Annotated in this window: 21 protein-coding genes; 11 read left to right on the top strand and 10 right to left on the bottom strand. The window is 41.6% G+C overall.

Going from position 1 to position 12,983, the window contains the following annotated elements; translation table 11 throughout:
* The first annotated feature begins 31 nt into the window (after nt 1-31).
* Genes ACOQON_RS02965 through ACOQON_RS02945 form a run of 5 tightly spaced genes read left to right on the top strand, consistent with a single transcriptional unit; the run spans nt 32 to nt 2,914 of the window.
* Nucleotides 32-307 carry a TIGR03643 family protein gene (locus ACOQON_RS02965; RefSeq protein ID WP_420577431.1) on the top strand — a complete coding sequence of 92 codons (276 nt, stop codon included), beginning with the start codon at nt 32-34 and terminating at the stop codon, nt 305-307.
* Nucleotides 307-1,416 (top strand): FAD-binding domain-containing protein, encoded by a 1,110-nt coding sequence (locus ACOQON_RS02960; RefSeq protein ID WP_420577430.1) that lies wholly within the window; start codon nt 307-309, stop codon nt 1,414-1,416. The genes ACOQON_RS02965 and ACOQON_RS02960 overlap by 1 nt, the downstream gene beginning before the upstream one ends.
* Entirely contained in the window at nt 1,389-1,571 is a 183-nt protein-coding gene (locus ACOQON_RS02955) for a DUF2256 domain-containing protein (protein ID WP_420577429.1), read from the top strand. The genes ACOQON_RS02960 and ACOQON_RS02955 overlap by 28 nt, the downstream gene beginning before the upstream one ends.
* Before the next feature lie 55 nt (nt 1,572-1,626).
* On the top strand, nt 1,627-1,773 hold the full coding sequence (locus ACOQON_RS02950) for a hypothetical protein (RefSeq protein WP_420577428.1): 147 nt from the start codon (nt 1,627-1,629) through the stop codon (nt 1,771-1,773).
* A gap of 52 nt (nt 1,774-1,825) precedes the next feature.
* Nucleotides 1,826-2,914 carry an adenylate/guanylate cyclase domain-containing protein gene (locus ACOQON_RS02945; RefSeq protein WP_420577427.1) on the top strand — a complete coding sequence of 363 codons (1,089 nt, stop codon included), beginning with the start codon at nt 1,826-1,828 and terminating at the stop codon, nt 2,912-2,914.
* On the opposite strand, the gene ACOQON_RS02940 is transcribed toward ACOQON_RS02945, so the two are convergent.
* The 4 genes from ACOQON_RS02940 to ACOQON_RS02925 form a co-directional block, all read right to left on the bottom strand.
* Nucleotides 2,911-3,324 (bottom strand): CBS domain-containing protein, encoded by a 414-nt coding sequence (locus ACOQON_RS02940; protein ID WP_420577426.1) that lies wholly within the window; start codon nt 3,322-3,324, stop codon nt 2,911-2,913. The genes ACOQON_RS02945 and ACOQON_RS02940 overlap by 4 nt on opposite strands.
* A gap of 102 nt (nt 3,325-3,426) precedes the next feature.
* The gene (locus tag ACOQON_RS02935) at nt 3,427-3,840 is read right to left on the bottom strand and encodes a secondary thiamine-phosphate synthase enzyme YjbQ (RefSeq protein ID WP_420577425.1); all 414 of its coding nucleotides are present in this window, start codon (nt 3,838-3,840) and stop codon (nt 3,427-3,429) included.
* Nucleotides 3,841-3,908: 68 nt separating this feature from the next.
* A complete protein-coding gene (locus ACOQON_RS02930; protein WP_420577424.1) occupies nt 3,909-4,520 on the bottom strand; it encodes a hypothetical protein in 612 nt (203 codons plus the stop codon).
* Nucleotides 4,514-4,864: a PadR family transcriptional regulator gene (locus tag ACOQON_RS02925; RefSeq protein WP_420577423.1), complete on the bottom strand. Its 351-nt coding sequence runs from the start codon at nt 4,862-4,864 to the stop codon at nt 4,514-4,516. Before ACOQON_RS02925 ends, ACOQON_RS02930 begins: the two co-directional genes overlap by 7 nt.
* 156 nt (nt 4,865-5,020) lie before the next feature.
* Between ACOQON_RS02925 and ACOQON_RS02920 the strand changes: the two genes are divergently transcribed.
* A complete protein-coding gene (locus ACOQON_RS02920; protein WP_420577422.1) occupies nt 5,021-5,440 on the top strand; it encodes a hypothetical protein in 420 nt (139 codons plus the stop codon).
* Nucleotides 5,437-6,012, top strand: a complete 576-nt coding sequence (locus ACOQON_RS02915) for a YdeI/OmpD-associated family protein (RefSeq protein ID WP_420577421.1) — start codon at nt 5,437-5,439, stop codon at nt 6,010-6,012. The genes ACOQON_RS02920 and ACOQON_RS02915 overlap by 4 nt, the downstream gene beginning before the upstream one ends.
* 1 nt (nt 6,013) lies before the next feature.
* Here ACOQON_RS02915 and ACOQON_RS02910 read toward each other — a convergent pair whose 3' ends face one another.
* From ACOQON_RS02910 to ACOQON_RS02895, 4 genes are all read right to left on the bottom strand, one after another.
* Nucleotides 6,014-7,531 carry a serine hydrolase gene (locus tag ACOQON_RS02910; protein WP_420577420.1) on the bottom strand — a complete coding sequence of 506 codons (1,518 nt, stop codon included), beginning with the start codon at nt 7,529-7,531 and terminating at the stop codon, nt 6,014-6,016.
* A 54-nt stretch (nt 7,532-7,585) separates the two neighbouring features.
* Nucleotides 7,586-8,041: a CBS domain-containing protein gene (locus ACOQON_RS02905; protein WP_420577419.1), complete on the bottom strand. Its 456-nt coding sequence runs from the start codon at nt 8,039-8,041 to the stop codon at nt 7,586-7,588.
* 80 nt (nt 8,042-8,121) lie between these two features.
* A complete protein-coding gene (locus ACOQON_RS02900; RefSeq protein ID WP_420577418.1) occupies nt 8,122-8,544 on the bottom strand; it encodes a YybH family protein in 423 nt (140 codons plus the stop codon).
* Nucleotides 8,541-8,915, bottom strand: coding sequence for a TerB family tellurite resistance protein (locus tag ACOQON_RS02895; protein WP_420577417.1), 375 nt, complete (start codon nt 8,913-8,915; stop codon nt 8,541-8,543). Before ACOQON_RS02895 ends, ACOQON_RS02900 begins: the two co-directional genes overlap by 4 nt.
* Before the next feature lie 149 nt (nt 8,916-9,064).
* On the opposite strand from ACOQON_RS02895, the gene ACOQON_RS02890 reads away from it, so the two are divergent.
* From ACOQON_RS02890 to ACOQON_RS02875, 4 genes are read left to right on the top strand one after another with little or no spacing between them, the layout of a single operon-like run.
* Nucleotides 9,065-9,643, top strand: a complete 579-nt coding sequence (locus ACOQON_RS02890; protein WP_420577416.1) for an ACP phosphodiesterase — start codon at nt 9,065-9,067, stop codon at nt 9,641-9,643.
* A complete protein-coding gene (locus tag ACOQON_RS02885) occupies nt 9,640-10,005 on the top strand; it encodes a fluoride efflux transporter FluC (protein ID WP_420577415.1) in 366 nt (121 codons plus the stop codon). Before ACOQON_RS02890 ends, ACOQON_RS02885 begins: the two co-directional genes overlap by 4 nt.
* A 46-nt stretch (nt 10,006-10,051) precedes the next feature.
* Entirely contained in the window at nt 10,052-11,236 is a 1,185-nt protein-coding gene (locus ACOQON_RS02880) for a J domain-containing protein (RefSeq protein ID WP_420577414.1), read from the top strand.
* Nucleotides 11,237-11,644, top strand: coding sequence for a DUF3052 domain-containing protein (locus tag ACOQON_RS02875; protein WP_420577413.1), 408 nt, complete (start codon nt 11,237-11,239; stop codon nt 11,642-11,644). It abuts the gene before it with no gap.
* On the opposite strand, the gene ACOQON_RS02870 is transcribed toward ACOQON_RS02875, so the two are convergent.
* Together ACOQON_RS02870 and ACOQON_RS02865 are read right to left on the bottom strand one after the other, a co-directional pair.
* Nucleotides 11,619-12,203: an acyl-CoA thioesterase gene (locus ACOQON_RS02870; RefSeq protein WP_420577412.1), complete on the bottom strand. Its 585-nt coding sequence runs from the start codon at nt 12,201-12,203 to the stop codon at nt 11,619-11,621. The genes ACOQON_RS02875 and ACOQON_RS02870 overlap by 26 nt on opposite strands.
* A 3-nt stretch (nt 12,204-12,206) precedes the next feature.
* Complete coding sequence (locus tag ACOQON_RS02865; protein WP_420577411.1) at nt 12,207-12,965, bottom strand: hypothetical protein; 759 nt, start codon at nt 12,963-12,965, stop codon at nt 12,207-12,209.
* Nucleotides 12,966-12,983 lie beyond the last annotated feature (18 nt).

Here is a 12,983-nt window from a genome sequence, read left to right as displayed (position 1 = left end):
GACATGCTCAGGGTAACAGATTAAAAGTGACATGAAACTAACCGAACGAGACAAAAACAGAATCATCGAGATGGCGTGGGAAGACCGCACGCCTTTTGAAGCAATTGAGTTTCAATTCGATATGCCGGAAAAAGAAGTGATCAAACTCATGCGTTCGGAACTGAAGAGAAGCAGCTTCAATCTCTGGAGAAAGCGGGTGAATTCCGGGACTAGTCAGAAGCATCTCAAGAAGCAGCCAGATTATATGACCCGATTTAAATCCACGAGACAGAAGCAAATCAGTTTAAATAAAATCAGCAAACGATAATGTTTAGTACCGATTACAAGGATATCCTAGATCAAATTGAGGCCATTGAACCAGTTAAATATGGAAAGACACGCAATTTTATCGATGGTGCTATCACTAAACTCTCTCCATACATTTCACGTGGGGTGATTTCAACCTGTCAGGTCTTTCACTCGGTAATGGAACGAGGCTTTGATCCCAAAAAGATCGAGAAATTCATTCAGGAGCTAGCGTGGCGTGATTACTGGCAACAAGTATGGATTGCCAAAGGCGATGAAATCAATTCGGACTTGAGAAGAGAGCAGCCGAACGTACAAAACCATGAAATGCCCAAAGCGTTGATCGAAGCAAAAACCGGAATCAATGCGATTGATGATGCCATTAATGAATATTATGAATCAGGGTATCTACACAACCACGTCCGCATGTACATCGCCAGTATCGCTTGCAATGTGGGAAAGAGTCATTGGTGGGTACCAGCACGATGGATGTACTACCACCTCCTCGATGGAGACTGGGCCAGCAACGCACTTAGCTGGCAGTGGGTGTCAGGTGCAAATGCCGGAAAAGAATATTACGCGAACCAGGGCAATATCAACAAGTACTGCTACACCAAGCAGAAAGGCACCTTCCTGGATGTCAATTATAGCGAATTTGAAAACATGGCTATTCCGGATGTCCTGAAAGACGCCATCGTTCCGGAACTTAAGACTCCTCTTCCTGAATCTGATGAGCTCTCAATCGATATCAAGAAGCCAACACTCATTTATAATTTCTATAACCTCGACCCCACCTGGCACCAGTACAAGGATGTAAACCGTGTCTTATTATTAGAACCTAGCGTATTCAAGAAATATCCTATATCTCAAAACTCCATTGATTTTATGATGGGCTTAGCCAAAAACATTGAAGGGGTTCAGGTCTTTGTGGGAGAATATGATGAGTTGTTGAAAGAGTATTCCATTAACGATGTGACTTATAAGGAACATCCGTTGAATAACTATAGTGGGTTGGAGGAACCTCGCGATTGGATGTTTAGTGTCACCGGTTATTACCGATCCTTTTTCGCGTTTTGGAAGAAGTGTAAGAAAGAACTAAAGCAATGGAACCAACCAACCTTGTTCGGTTAAAAAAGTATCAAATGCATCAAAAACCACATCTACCTACAAAGACTTGCGCTAATTGTGGTAAACCTTTTGCATGGCGAAAAAAATGGCAAAAGATGTGGATTGAGGTGAAGTATTGTAGCGAACGATGCGGGCGGAATAAAAACCGCTTAGCATAAATTTCATCCATGAATAATGTGTACCTCGTAATTTGAAGTAACAAAATGCCTCCAGATGAAAAACAGAAAAAGCATGGGCCTGATTCTTGGAATAGGCCTGGGAACCGCCATTGGTGTCGCGACTGATAATCTTGCCGTATGGATTGGAGTAGGAGTGGCTCTTGGAGTGGCGATCGATTCCAGAAGATCAAGGAAATCATAGAGCTATTTGATGCACTTCAACTAGTTTTAAACTCAGACCTGCTACTAGCTAAATGCCCCTATCACCAAAGACAAAACGCAATATCTCCCGAATTATCCCATTCGGAGTGATCTGGCTCCTTACAGGGTGGGTGTTTCTTATTACTGAGTTTGTTGCTACCAGAAACCAGGCTGTAGTTTCGGAAACAGATATAACCCTGACACTTCCTGTATTCATTTATGCCAGCATCGCCATCACGATTGTTGGGTTGTTTGTAGGCACACTTGAGATGGTTTATTTGGAAAAGCACTTTCGCAAGAACAGTTTGCGAAGTAAAATCTTCTATAAATTCCTGGTCTACCTGGTGCTTTTCATCGTCATTATCGCAATTAATTATCCAATTGCGGCAAGCCTGGAGCAAGGAATAAGTATCAGCAGTCCGGAGGTTTGGGGTAGGACGAAAAAGTTTTTTCTAAGCATTACCTTTTTAAATACACTATTTCAACTTTCCATCTCACTATTTGTAAGTCTGATTTATGCCGCAATAAGTGAAAATCTGGGGCATCATGTCTTTCTGAATTTCTTCACCGGAAAGTATCACAAGCCAGTAGTAGAAACGCGTATTTTCATGTTTCTGGATATGAAATCGTCCACGACCATTGCTGAGGCTTTGGGTCATGTTAGGTATTTCAAGTTGCTCCAGGAATACTACGACCTAATGTCCGATCCGATCGTGAACTGTCAGGGTGAGGTATATCAATATATTGGAGACGAGATTGTTATATCATGGAAACTGGAAAAGGGATTAGCTAATGCTAATTGCATCCGGTGTTTCTTTGAAATCCAGGATCGACTCCAATCAAAAAGAGATCGCTTTCTCAAAAATTACGGTTTTGAGATAAGCTTCAAAGCCGGCCTTCATTATGGAGAAGTCACCATTGGTGAGGTTGGAGCACTGAAGAAAGAGATTGTATTTACTGGTGATGTACTGAATACCACTGCTCGTATTCAAAGTAGGTGTAACCAGCTAAAAAGCGACCTCCTCATCTCTGGCAAACTCCGGGAAGCACTACCCTCCAATTCATTCATTTTCAAATCTCATGGTATGATCGAGTTGAGAGGTAAGGATCAGAAAGAACAACTATTTACAGTTACTCTTTAATTATCCGTCAAAAAGGCTGCAAACACGTCCTTGGTCGTCACAATACCGACAAGCTCGTCATTTTCCATGATGGGAATGGATTGAAAAGAGGCATTACTAAATACCTGCGCGGCTTCAGCAGTCGTCGCATGGGTGGTAAGCGATTGCACATTTTCTGTCATCAGTTCTTCAATGGAAAGTGATTTGAAAATGGTGCTTTCTTCTAATCGTTCACCAATAAAATCACAGAGGTATTGTACCTGCTTCAGATCATTGGAGCTGAGCATCCCTATCAAATTACCATTTTCCATCACTGGCAGGTGATGAATCTCATATTTATCCATGAGGTTCCGCGCATTGATCACCGGATCGTTGATATCAATTTGATGAACCTGCTTGGTCATTATTTCGGAAATCGGTCTCGTTTTCATAGCATTACCTTTTATCACAACGAAGATGGATATAATACACTCCGCGCTCTATGGGTATGATCAATCGAATGCATGATTTATATCAATGCACTTTTTGAAACCTTATGAATAAACGGTAACCACTAGTTTCCGATTGCCTCCATGATCCCGATGCTCACCTAAATAGATTCCTTGCCAGGTTCCCAGGTTGAGTCGCCCGTTGGTGATGGGGATAGTCACTGAACTACCAAGTGTACTCGCCTTTAGATGAGCGGGCATATCATCGGGACCTTCATGGGTATGCTGATAATAAGACGCATTTTCAGGAACAGAAGCATTGAAATGGCTTTCAAAATCCGAACGCACGGTTGGATCGGCGTTCTCATTGATGGTGAGACTAGCCGAAGTGTGTTTGATAAAGACATTGAGTAGTCCAGCCGCTATTCCAGAGAGGTCTACACGACTCAGTATTTGATCAGTAATGAGGTGAAACCCACGTGGATATGATGCTAAATCAATATTGTATTGCGTGACCATTATGTAAAGCTAAAAAAAGGCCACCTGAAACAGGTAGCCCTTTCATTTTGAGTTTTAAGTCCTTGACCTCAGAGTTCATCGATGGATTTTTTGTACATCCTGAAAAACAGGAAAGGCAAAAAACCAAAGCCTAATAACATAAATGACACGAAGATCATAATATTACCTCCTGGCATATGAAGCATTTTCAGAGTCAGGGAAGTCATTAGTAAGAAGACCGAAGCTAGTCCGAAAATCCATTTCAGCTTCTCGCTCAACACTTCTCTCGTGATCACTTTGTACTTGTTGATTAACAACAGTGGTAAGAAGATGGCAGCCAGTCCTAAAGCTCCACCCCCCATAAGTACTCCTGCACCTGGATAGTGCATAGTCTTAAACAAAATTCCGACTATCCATGCCAAAGCAAAGAGATAGCCAACTACATACATTAGTCGTTTCATAAACATGATTTTTGAGTAATTGAGTAAAAAAATAGTTTCCTTTTGTATTTCTTCCAGCCCGTTCGGAGCTGTTTGTAAATATGCTTTTTGAAGAGCCTTCTCAAAAGAAAGGCCTTTGTCCATTTCAATCTCTACCAGGCAGCAGAAGTGATCAATCAAGTCATCTTTCATTGCCTGATCTTTGATGGCACTTTGATTCACCTCTTCAATGATCTGATCTTCGTATTTGGTGTCTAACATAGCTTGGGCAGTGTTTTGAATTCTTTGAAAACCACTTTTTCGATGGTTTTGATAAAGTCGCGCATTTCGTCAAGCAGGGTTTCCTTTTGCTCTTCTCCTTTTGCGGTGAGCTTGTAATACTTGCGTACACGTTTCCCAATATTTACTTCCTCGAATGTGAGTATACCATCCTTCGTCATTTTGTGAAGTGCCGGATATAAGGAGCCGTCCTTTAAATGAATCTTCCCATCAGTAGCTTCCTTCACCATCTGAGAAAGCTCATACCCGTACATCTTTCCTTTCTCAGAAAGTACCTGCAGTACGATCACCTCTAATGTCCCTTTTAAGAGTTCTTTTGAATACATAATGTAACAATACATCAAGTTTTGATATATCCCAAATAAATACCTCAATACTTGATGCATTTCTATAAAAGGTATCGAAATATCGATATAAACCAGTAAACCTATTGTCTATTGCTTCTTACAGGATTGCATTTTCAGATTATCTAATTTTGCATCATGCGTATTAAGGATCACTGGCAATACACGGACGAAGCATTTGAAGAAATATTCGCGGGTTATCGTTTGAAACCAAGCATGTTTTCACATGAAGCTCACCTACGATTGGCCTATATCCATATTCAGAAATATGGTCGGGAGCAAGCGGAAATGAACATGTGTGATCAGATCAAGGGATTTGCTGAATCACTGGAGGTGTACGATAAATTCAACAAAACAGTGACGATCGCATCTGTGAAAGCGATGGATCATTTCATGCAAAAAGCTGAGTCTGATAATTTTAAAGATTTCATTAAGGAGTTTCCCCGTCTGCTGACCAACTTCAAAGATATCCTTGGCCAGCACTACGGTTTCAATGTATTTGCTGATAAGAGAGCTAAGAAAGAGTTTGTGGAACCTGATCTGCTTCCATTCTTATGACCACCTTCTTCCCTACACCTGAAGATTTCAGAAAATGGTTAGAGGACAATCATGGAGAAGAAACTGAGCTTTGGGTAGGTTACTACAAAAAAGGTACAGGCAAACCCAGTATCACCTGGCCGGAATCAGTAGATCAGGCCCTTTGTTTTGGCTGGATAGATGGTATACGAAAACGGATTGATGATGAGGCCTATCAAATCCGATTTACCCCCAGAAAGCCCAATAGCCATTGGAGTCATGTTAACATTAAACGAATTGAAGAGTTAAAAAAAGCTAATTTGGTCGCCAAAGCAGGATTAGCTGCCTATACCAAAAGAGATCCTGAAAACTCTGGAAAAGCTTCTTTTGAACAGAGAAAAGTAGCATTAAGCCCCGACTTCAACAAAAGGTTTAAATCCAATAAAGAAGCCTGGGCCTTTTTTAATAAAAAACTCTCTCCTACTTATCAAAAGCAATCCATCCATTGGGTGATGAGTGCCAAGCGTGAGGAAACAAGAGAAAAAAGACTTCAAACACTCATTGATTGTTCCGGTAAGGAAGAAAAGATTCCTCCTCTAAAATGGGCAAAGTAAACTACTTCTTCTTCGGATGCAGCTCATGGAAAAAGATGTCTCCATTCGGAACGTCAAGTTCAATACCCTCTACTTTCAGGTTATTATCCAATTCAAAAGAAACAGTACCAAAATCAAACCAGGCATGTTCTTTATCCCATTTGATTTCATAAGTATCATAGTGCCAGTGCTCCAGCGTTGCTGATAATAATGGGGCATCCTGAAAATCTATTCTCAATTCACCTTCATCATTCGTTACAGTGATATCTCCATACATTGGATCATAGTAGGTTCCCACCAAGGCTGATTCCTCAACAGATGGTTTTGTTCCCATTTTTCTAGCAGCCCTTCTTTCATCAACATCCTCCTTATGGCCATTTCGTGATCGGGCTCTTTCCAGAAACTCGGCAGACCAATCACGCATATCCTTTTTCATGTATTGATTGACTATGTAATATGCCAAAGGAGTCGAAATACCCTCCATTGTATTGGTAAGTACCACTACGCCCAGCTTTAAGTCTGGCACCATCATCACCCGTGAGTACATGCCATCATATCCTCCGCCATGACTTACCGCCAAAGTCCCATGGTAATCCATCAGGCTCCAACCTAATCCATAGCCGGCAAAATGCCTCCCCGGAATTGATTCCTTGGAACCCTCACTTAGTTTAAAATTATTGTGAGGTGTCCATAGCAGATTTTGCTGTTCTTTGTCAATGCATTGCTTTCCATCCCACTCACCACCATTCAGGTTCATCATCATCCATTTTGCCATATCAGTAGATGAGGAGATAATTCCTCCTGCGGCACTTGGAGCATCCCAACTAGCCCATTCGATGGGGACTGTGCCGCTTTCTAAAGTAGGTTTATGAGGAGTCGCCGTATTGTCGGGTAGATCACTGATGCTAATGACGGTATTTTCCATACCCAGTGGATTCATGAAATGCTTTTTTACATAGGCTTCCCACGGCTCACCCGTCACTTGTCTGATGACCTCACCAGCTGCAATAAACATTAAGTTGGTATATCCATATCCATCACGGAATTCATATACCTCCGGTACAAAAGCTGCTTGTTTGATGATTTCTTCCGGTGTTTTCTCCGACTTGTACCAGATCACATCTCCGCTGAACGTGCCCAGCCCCACGCGGTGGCAAAGCAAATCTTCCACAGTGACCATCGAGGAAATGTATTCGTCACCATAAAGCGTAAAGTATGGCAGGTAATCTCGTACCTTATCTTTCCAGGAGAGCTGTCCATCCTCTACGAGTCTGGCTATACAGGAAGCGACAAAAGCTTTCGAATTAGAAGCAATGGCAAAAAGGGTATTATCATCCACTTTATCCTTCCCTCCTATTTCTTTTACACCGTACCCTTTACTCAAGACCACTTTCCCGTCTTTGACAATGGCCACTGCCATGCCGGGTACATTCCAGTCTTTCCGGGCTTGCTCAATGTATTTGTCAATAGCCTTAACATCTACCTGAGCCTGAGTAGAAATAAATAAAAGTAAGAGGGATAAGGATAATAGCTTTTTCATTCTTCAATTTAAGATTTGATGAAGAACGAAAATACGAAATAAAGCTATTTGATACTACCAGGTAGAACTTTTCGCATTGAGAACAGCTTTCATTACATCTTTTTGACTGATCTGCCCAATGAGTTTCCCATCATCAATTACCGGAAATCGACGTAATCGTTTTTCTAAAAACATTTTGGCTGCTTCAAAAATATTAAGGTCAGGACTCACCGTAATCACATTTTTAGCCATGTGTTCAGCTACAAGTCCGGTGAAAATCGGCATGTTATCATATTTTCCCTTTACCACTTCTTTCAGACAATCACCTTCAGAAATTACTCCTACCAGCTGGCCATTATCATCCACTACAGGTCCACCCGAAATCTTATGCTTCATCAACGTTTCAACTACCTCGTGCATCGCCTGCTCGGGTTTGAAAGTGATCAGCTTTCTGGCCATGTAGTCTTCCACCTTGAGTGCTTGCGGTTCTTCAGTTTTTGGAGCTTCTGCTCCTCTGTAGCTCATTACCATATTTTGCTGAATTTAATGTTTTAAGTAGAATAGAATCTACTCAAAAAACAGAAGAAAGCAAAATTTAGTATGCCGGAAAATCAGCTGGAATGATCAGAAACAATCACCCATTCGTTCCCTAATCGCCTGAAAATAAGAGAGAAATGACCGTTCGGATTATCTTTTTCGCGTTTGAGACTCCATTTTCCAATGACTGTCCAAAAATCATCACTGAGTGGCTCCAAATTAATCAGCTCGAATGTAAGCGTTCCCATAGCAGCCTTATTCGGATAGGATTTTTTGTAATTGTCAAGCGTCTTTTGCCACCCATAAGTAACGCCTTTACTCCCGATGAAAACCAATTGATCTGACTTCCAGTATCCGTCCATAAAGCATTCGAGATCACCGGCATTCCAACACTCCTCCTGTTGCGCCAATACCTCTCGTATTGCTTTTTCATCAGGGGATTGAGAGTAAGTAAATAATGAAAGTGTGAATAGTATAAGAAAAGCAAGCTCCCTCATTTCCGAAGATAGGTTTGAATCTTTGCTTTTAACGATTCTTTATCTGTCGTAATATGTGGGTCGCTGTAAATCTTCAACATGAGTTCGCGAAGTACATCTTCATCATACCCTAATCGGCTGGCGATTTTGGCACAATACTTAATTTCTTCTTTGTAGATACGTCCGTCAATTTTCATTAACTGAACGACATTGTATAAGTAGTCGTAGCGTTGATCATCGTTCAGTGTTTCCAACCCTTCAATTACAGACGGGTCTTCAAACGACTCACTAATTTCCTCATTGGAGAGACCATTCGCTTTTCCAATTTGCTTGATGAGATCAATCTCTTCTTGCACAACGACACCATCTACACGTGCCAGTTGCACTAGCATGTTCAGATGAGAACGGACAATATTTGGGAAGTTATTTTCGATGATTCTCTTCTTTACTCTCCAAATCGTAAATACGACTTACCGCACAAAAGTAAACCCACATGGGTTAATCTCAAACTATAATATTTCCTGTATAACTTAGGAAGCTGATGAATTTCCTTGCTCATTTATATCTAAGTGGCCATGATGAAGAGGTTTTAGTGGGAAACTTCATTGGGGATTTTGTGAAAGGTTCACAAATGGATCACTACCCGGATCAGGTTCAAAAAGGTATCAGACTACACCGTAGCATCGATTATTTCACGGATACCCATGAGATTGTGCTTCAAAGCAAAATAAGATTAAGGGAGAAATTCAGGCATTATGCTCCAGTTATAGTGGATGTGTTCTATGACCACTTTTTAGCTAAGGACTGGTCGAGATATTCCAACGTACCGTTACTCGATTACACGCAAAATTTCTATCGTTTAATGAACAAGTACCTGGAAATGATTCCTAAGGGAGTCGTGAGAATGCTGAGTTATATGTCTCAAGACAATTGGCTATACAATTACCAATTCATTGAAGGGATCGATCGTGCCCTTACCGGGATGAGCCGGCGAACCAAATTTGAAAGCAAAATGGAAGATGCCTCTGAGGCTTTGCAGGCCCATTACACTGCTTTTGAAAATGAATTCCATCAGTTTTTCCCGGAATTACAACTTCATGTAAGCAACTTTGAAGCATGAAGGATATTTTAATTGTCGGGATGGGTGGCTTTATTGGTAGTGCTGCACGATATGCTGCCTATTTATTTACCGCGAAATTTTATGCAGACAAACCTTATTTTGGAACATTGGCTGTGAACCTAATCGGCTGTCTCCTGATCGGATTATTAAGTGGTGGGTTTATTAAATTAAGCAACCAGACGGCTCTTTTTCTCATAGCTGGCCTTTGTGGTGGATTTACCACATTTTCCACTTTTGCACTGGATGGATTAAAACTCATCCGTGACGGGTTGATTGTACAATTCATCCTGTATGCCTCAATAAGTATGATAGGAGGCCTGATTATTTGCCTGGCAGGGTTTTATGTTATGAATAAAGCATAATCTTTCTTTGGTTATCTTCGTTATAAAGGCTACTTAATCATTTCAGATGACCAATTACTATCACGTACTCGGCCTTTCTGAGAATGCCTCTCCTGCTGAGATCAAAGCAGCATTCAAACGATTGGCAGTAAAATATCATCCTGATAAGCATCCGGGTAGACCTGAGATGGAGGAAAAATTCAAGGAGATCAATGTAGCCCATCAGATACTTTCAGATGAATATGAAAAAGCACGATTTGATCTCAAACTAAAATATCAGCAATTTTCGCAAAGTCAGGCTCGGCCTTACTCCTACCAACCCCCGAGCTCCACTGCATGGAAAAATCAGGCACGAAGGCGATATGCAAGTGGACGAGTGGACTACCGACAAAATGCAATCGCTACGGCTTATGCATTCGGCATTACTTTTTTGATTGCGCTTTTAGTGATGACTGGCGTGTGGATCAAGCAGAGCTACGATGATCATCAACTCGAAAAAAGATTGGCAGAACGACGATCTACTTACCTAGAGGCTAAAGAGTTCTTTGAAGCAGGAGAATACAAAAAAGCTTTCGAGATCATGACCTCATTGAAATTCTTCCGAACGGAAGAACGAGATATGAAAATCTTTAAGAGCACTATGCTGGATCAAATCGTCGAGAAAGGTGATCGTGCCTATCATTCAGAAAATTATGTAAAAGCCATTACACTCTATGAGTTGGTTCAGGAGTTTGCACCGGACTTGCCGTTTTATGAACTCAAACAGAAACTGGCGGAATCATACCGACAAAACGATCAGCCGGACATGGCTATTGAAATACTGGAGGAATTTCTGGTGAGTGAATATGAGACCATTGGTTCATTGGTGAAAATCGCTGAGATCGAGCGTGATGAAAAAAACGACTTGAACGAGGCTCTGGACCGGCTCATTATCGCCCATCGATTAGCGATTAAGCGATATAAAAGATTTTACGGAGATGGCTATGCATTGGTTATCAACGAGAAATACCTGCCAAAATCTCATTTTTACCTATACACCAATCTGGCCGACATGTATTTCCGACTGGAGGATTATGAAATGGCAATCAAAGCTGCAGACTGGAACAAATATGTCTGGCCGGACAGTGCAATTTCCTATGTAACAAGTGCACAGGCATATGAAGCTATGGGGAACCGGACACAGGCATGTATTGAAATCAGTGGTGCGAGAGATAGAAACTGGCAAGGAACATCACCAACGTATTGCAGATAAATGGCAGGCTACTCTAAAAACCCTCTCTGGAAAAAACTCAATATCAAGGAAGGCTATCATTGCTTTTTATATCAATCTCCTGAAAACTATTTTGAGCTGCTGGAGACCACTCCCATGGAAACAACCTGGGACGAAGATCTCAGCTCTCCCCCTTATGATTATCAGCATGTGTTTTTAACGAAACTAGAGGAGTTGGAAAATAGCTGGAATGAATGGAAAACTGCATTAAAGAAGGATGGTATTCTCTGGGTATCCTGGCCGAAAGGATCCTCCAAAATGAAAACGGATCTTAATGGCAACATCGTAAGGGAATTTGGACTAAAAGGTGGCTTAGTTGATGTAAAAGTCTGTGCGGTGGATGAAAACTGGTCAGGATTGAAATTCATGTATCGGAAAAAAGATCGCTGAAGTCGTCATCTACTTTAAATTCCACCTTACAGCGCTGACCGTTTAGCATTTCCATATCATCTACCATGATGAATTCGTCATGCTCCTTTTGCATTTTAGCATTGGCCTCCTTCTTCACTTTCATTCGCTTCATAGCCTCTACAAACCTTCGCATCTCTGTAATATCCTCAAGGATCAACTCCGGCACCTGTGTGGGTTTCCCATCGTCTCCCTTAGCTACCATGGTGAAATAGCTATTATTGGTATGCTTCACCTCGTTGGTCTTGACATTCTCAGAGGTCACTTTAATTCCCACCACCAGCGAACTATTTCCAACATAGTGAACGGCTGCATCTAATGTCAGTAGCTCCCCAACCTCCACCGGCTGCAAAAACTCCACCCCATCGACTGTCACCGTCACACAGTATGTTCCTGCATGCTTACTGGCGACTGCATAGGCTACTTTATCCATCAAGGAAAGAATGAGCCCACCGTGAACCTTTCCACCGAAATTGGCAAAAGAAGGAATCATTAATTCGGTGAGCTTCGTTCGTGAAAACTGTACGGTTCGTGGTTCCATGGCTTAAAATTCAACTGTTACATCCGTAGATTGCTCTCCTTTGAAGACCTTAATGAGGTCAAACTGGTAAATCACATCTTTACCATCTTTTTCAACAAGCTGATCCGGCGTAACCTTTTTGGGTTTTCTTGGAAGGTGAAGTATCAGTTTGGATTTCGATTCCTGTAGCAGCGATCCAATGACCATAATGGTAGAGTCACTCATTTCAAGTTTGTCTTCCATGTTTGTTGTTCTGGAGAAAGTGCTCCCATCATATGAGTAATTAACATCCACCTGAGGTAAATCCATTTTCACCTGACTGCTGGTGGCATTTTGGTTATCGCTCATGAAATCATTAAACCCCTGCAATTCCTCTACACTTGAGAAGTTGAATCGCATACCCGAGTTGAGATAGCCTTCTGCTCGGCTGCCTTTCATAAACATTTCCATCTTATCCAGGTATTTTTTCTTGTCCGGATCATTCTTGATGCTATCCGGAACCTGGGATGAAAAATCAATAATGCTGTCTACTTCCGCCGGGAATTGCTCCCAAAGCTGGGCATCCACCACCTGTCTCAGGCTGTCTTCTGAGGCATCCGGATAGATGCTACTCATCATGCCCATCATCATTGTACGGGTACTACTCACTGCATCTGTGTAAACGAGATATTGACCACTGCCATCTGCATTTAAATAGATTTCCTCTGTGATGTTCGCGCAGGAAAAGAAAAGTGCAAAAACGGCAACTATTGCCCTGTTTGCATATCGACTTAGGTTTGTCATGATGTGTGTTTAGGTGTG

The organism is Ekhidna sp. (assembly GCF_965221965.1).
GTDB lineage: Bacteria > Bacteroidota > Bacteroidia > Cytophagales > Cyclobacteriaceae > Ekhidna.
The sequence above is the reverse complement of the archived record's forward strand: the minus strand, read 5'-3'. Positions and strand labels throughout refer to the sequence as shown.